This window comes from Holdemania sp. (genome assembly GCF_986127675.1).
Genome location: NZ_CFQZWI010000156.1, coordinates 1 through 4,492 on the forward strand (window position 1 = coordinate 1; position 4,492 = coordinate 4,492).

Consider the following 4,492-nt stretch of genomic DNA (forward strand, 5'->3'; position numbering starts at 1 on the left):
CTGGAGTTCAGACGTGTGCTCTTCCGATCTCTGAGAGACGACCTGAGTTTTCAGGAAATCATCATGCAGCTGATTGACCGCCGGCGTTCTCACATCCAGGCCGCACATCCATTTTTTTTAAATCTAACAAGAGTTGGAAGAAAAACTACTGAGTGTGCGGATTTAACACTTATTTTCAATATTCAAAGAGATTGTCGTTTCTCATCGGCTGTCTCTCAGAATATCCGCAAGGTTTTTCATGGTTTATTCTTCCTTAAAAGAATTTCATCAGGTGTTTCCTCTTTCCCACAGTGTACCTGTCAGCCTCTTCTATGTAACAAGAAACAGAATAGTTCATCATCACTTCTTCCATTTTACCTGCCTTTTGAAATTGTCTTAATTCACCAACACCGCTGAAAAATACGCAGCTATCGTATTTTTCGCAGTTCCTTCGCTTCTTTTCCCGTCATCGCTTCAATCTGAATTTCTACCATCGTTACGACGTTAAATAATTTATCAATTTCCGCCTTGCGTCCTTTTGGATATTCGGGGGAAAATCGTTCAGCCAGTTTTTCCAGAGCAATCCGCTTCCCTTCAGCTTCAGTCAAAATTCGAGCCTTTCCAAAGACGATCACACTGCGGAAATACGTCGTATATTTATCCGGAACAACCTGATCCTGATCGACGACGCAGAACGACACCCGGGGATTGCGGGCAATCGCTTCCAGTTTATGCCCTTCTCCGGCACAATGAAAATAAAGACGGGAATTCCAATAAACATAGCTGAGCGGTACGGCATACGGATAATCCCCGTCCTCGCCGGCTGTCGCCAGCACCCCTGAGGTCCCATTCTGCAATATGGCAATACATTCTTCTTCAGTTAAAGCCTGATTTTTTCTGCGCATTGTTGTTTTCATCGTTTTACTCTCCTCTTTCGATCTGACATTGGAAACGACTGTCTTTCCCTTGATAACAGAACAACCGTATCTTTATGCTTCGGGTTAGAAGGCGACGGCATTCATCAAGTGATTTGCCAGCGGTTATTTCGCCTTGTTCACCTCGCTCAATCTTATGACAAAAAGAAGCTCTTTTTGCGAGCTTCCTTCTGACGATTTATTTTTTAGTGCCGACGCCGAGCTTTTCGTTAATTTCCGCAAGATCAGCTTCCAGTTCCTGAATAAAGTCTTCCTTATCTTTAATATCTTCAGCCATTTCATCCGCCGCCGTCTGACTCAACAGGGTCGGCAGTTCGTTTTTCATCCATTTCAGCTGACGTTGCTGGGACTGGATCAATTCCATTTTCCGGTTGCGAACCTCCTGCATCCGTTTGATCCAATCGTTGTGCTTCTGTTCGTTAAACTGCTTCAAGCCGGAGAAATAATCATCTGCCGCAGAACGGAATTCTTTCCACAATGCGTCTTCTTTCTCCTTGCCGCAGGATCCAGCTTCTTTCCACAGCACGTTCAGCCGTTTCATCTTTTCGGTATTCTCACGGTTATATTCTTTCTGTGCGACGATCGTGATCGCCTGATCGATCAGTTCTTTTTTCTTCTCAGCCACCTGCTGCTGACGCTCATGAATCTGCGCGTAGGCTGCGCTGCGGCGATCATAGAATTTTTGACGTGCCTCATTGAACTCGTTCCACAGCTGATCGTCGACGTCTTTGCCCGCAAAGCCGGCATTTTTCCATTCATCCATCAGCTTTCTGAGCTGATCGCCAGTCTTCTGCCACTCTTCCGAATCCGCCAGCGCTTCCGCCTTTTTGATCAATTCTTTTTTTACCTGCTGCGCATTCACGGATTTCGCCTTTCGCTCTTCCCAATTCTGACGCTTGCGGTCAAAGAACGCATTGCGCGCTTCGTTGAACGACTCCCACAGCTGATCGTCAGTTTCTTTCCCAGCCGAACCCAAAGCTTTCCACTGCCGCATCAGTTCGTTCATTTCCTCTGTCGCCTGATTCCAGTTTTCCGACTTTGACAATTCCTGAGCGCGTTCAATCAACTCCTGTTTCGCCTTCTGAATACTCTGGAATCCTTCGTTGCGCTTGGCATAGAAAGCGTCGATCATCTTTTCGAATTCATCCGCCAGTTCATCTTCATAAGCTGATTCCCAATACGAAATCCGCTTCCATCTTTTCTTTAAATTCATAACTGCCGAAGCGATTTCATTCCAGTTCTTTGAAAGATCGAGCTGCTTCGCTTCTTCAATAAGTGCTTTTCGGGCTTTGATATCTTCATCAAAATCCCGTACTTCATTCATGTCGTCCATTGCCATCGTTGTTCACCCTCCATTACAAGCTCTATGACTTCAAATTGCGTTCATAGGTTTATTATACCATTAAACAGGACAAAAATGATATTGGTTCTGCCCGGAAGTTCATTCAATTTCGTATTATTTTTCCAGTATGAACTCAGACCTCATTCCGGGTTTGATAAACCAAAATTCATCGACGTTTCATCCAAGCCATTCAAGCGCTGCCGCAAAGTTCTGATCCTGACGTCAATGTTTCTTCATAAACAGAAATACCACATCAACCCGCGTGTTCCAGCCTTCCATTTCCTTACTCGCAAAAGTTTAGCCGCTGTAAAGTTGGATTCTTAACGAATCATGATCCAATATCCTTTTGTGCATGAAAATCAGTTCTGATTTGCCATCGTTCGAGCGTTTCTTCGCTCCCTGTCAATTTCCGCAAAAATAGCGCCTGACAGCCCCGCTTCGATAATAATAAAGTTTCTGCTGACCACGATCTTTGATCCATATATTCATTGGCAGCTGTGCTTCAATCCGCCCCCCATAAATCATGGCAGAATTTTTTTGATCCAGCCTTATTCCGGCTGCAGATGTTTCCGCAAATACTTGCCCGTTATACTTTCCTGATTGGCCGCCACTGCTTCCGGGGTTCCAACGGCCACGATCTGTCCTCCGTCCTCGCCGCCGCCCGGTCCCATGTCGATCAGATAATCGGCGTTGGCAATCACGTCGAGATCGTGCTCAATCACGATTACCGTCGCCCCTTTCTCCACTAATCGGTCAAGGATCACAAGCAGGGTGCGGACGTCCAGTGGATGCAGGCCGATCGTCGGTTCATCGAAGACGAAGACCGTGTTTTCCTGCTGCCGCCCCATTTCTGACGCGAGCTTCAGCCGTTGTGCCTCACCGCCGGACAAGCTCGGCGTCGCTTCGCCCAAAGTCAGATAGCCCAGTCCCAGCTCCTGCAATGTCTGAAGCCGCTGGCTGACTGTTTTTAAATCGGAACAGGCATTCAGCGCATGTTTGACATCCATCGCCATCAATTCCGGCAGCGCATACCCGTGTTCCATTTTATTCTGCCGGCGAATGGAGTCCGCCGTCTTGGCATACCGCGAGCCCCTGCAATCCGGACAGGGAATTTCCACATCCGGCAAAAATTGCACGTCGAGGCTGATCGTGCCTGTTCCATCACAGGTGGGACAGCGAAGCTTGCCGGTGTTGTAAGAAAAATCCCCGGCTGAATAATGCAGCGTTTTCGCCTGTGGGGTCCGCGCATATACCTTTCGTAATTCATCATGAACATTGGCATAAGTGGCGACCGTTGAGCGGACGTTAATGCCGATCGGCGTTGCATCGATCAATTTGACCTGACTGATATCCCCTGCCTCCAGTGAGCGCACATGGTTCGGCAGCGGCTTCCCGCCGATCAGGGCTTCCAGGCCTGGAATTAGACTTTCCAAAATGAATGTCGTCTTGCCGGACCCCGAAACCCCGGTTACCACGGTCAGCCGGCCTTTTGGGATATCGGCTTCCAACGGCTTAACGGTATGCAGCGCAGCGGTCGACAGATGGATTTTTCCCAGCTTGAACAGATCTTCGGAAATTGTCCGCCGACATACGTCAACAACGGCGGTTCCCGCCAAAAATGGTCCGATCTGCGATTGAGCGTTTTCTTTAATTTCATTCAGCGGTCCTTCGGCGATCACCTGTCCTCCCTCGGCCCCGGCTCCCGGCCCCATTTCCACAATCCAGTCCGCTTCCCTCAGGATCTGCGTATCATGATCGACCAGAACGACTGAATTTCCATCCTTAATTAAATCATGCATCACCCCGGTTAGTCCCACGATATTGGAAGGATGCAGCCCGATTGAGGGTTCATCCAGAACATACAGCACGCCGGTTGTGCGGTTGCGCACAGCGCGGGCCAGCTGCATCCGCTGACGTTCGCCAGTTGATAACGTTGACGCCGCCCGGTCCAATGTCAGATAGCCCAGTCCCAAATCCATCAGCCGTTTCGCTGCAGTCTGAAAGGATTCGCAGATCGCAAAGGCCATTGGCCGCATCTCTATTGGCAGGGATTCCGGAACCTCCTTAACCCAGAGTGTTAACTGAGATAAGGTCATCCGGCAGGCTTCATCCAGCGAAATACCGCGCAGCTTCGGCGCCCGGGCCGCCACGGAAAGCCGCGAACCTCCGCATTCCGGACAGCTGTCCTGCTTCAGAAATTTTTCAACGCGCTTCATGCCTTTTTCATCTTTCACTT

Annotated in this window: 4 protein-coding genes; 1 reads left to right on the top strand and 3 read right to left on the bottom strand. The window is 48.8% G+C overall.

Features of this window, described 5'->3' with window-relative positions; all coding sequences use genetic code 11:
* Positions 1–396: hypothetical protein (locus tag AC5OW4_RS14600; protein ID WP_493677151.1), on the top strand; the 396-nt coding region annotated here is incomplete at its 5' end.
* A gap of 11 nt (positions 397–407) precedes the next feature.
* Here AC5OW4_RS14600 and AC5OW4_RS14605 read toward each other — a convergent pair.
* The 3 genes from AC5OW4_RS14605 to AC5OW4_RS14615 all read right to left on the bottom strand — a co-directional run.
* A complete protein-coding gene (locus AC5OW4_RS14605) occupies positions 408–896 on the bottom strand; it encodes a pyridoxamine 5'-phosphate oxidase family protein (RefSeq protein ID WP_072684683.1) in 489 nt (162 codons plus the stop codon).
* A 196-nt stretch (positions 897–1,092) separates the two neighbouring features.
* Complete coding sequence (locus AC5OW4_RS14610) at positions 1,093–2,253, bottom strand: DUF349 domain-containing protein (protein ID WP_493677152.1); 1,161 nt, start codon at positions 2,251–2,253, stop codon at positions 1,093–1,095.
* 551 nt (positions 2,254–2,804) lie between these two features.
* Positions 2,805–4,492 (bottom strand): excinuclease ABC subunit UvrA (locus tag AC5OW4_RS14615; RefSeq protein WP_493677153.1); only part of this gene is annotated, 1,688 nt, incomplete at its 5' end.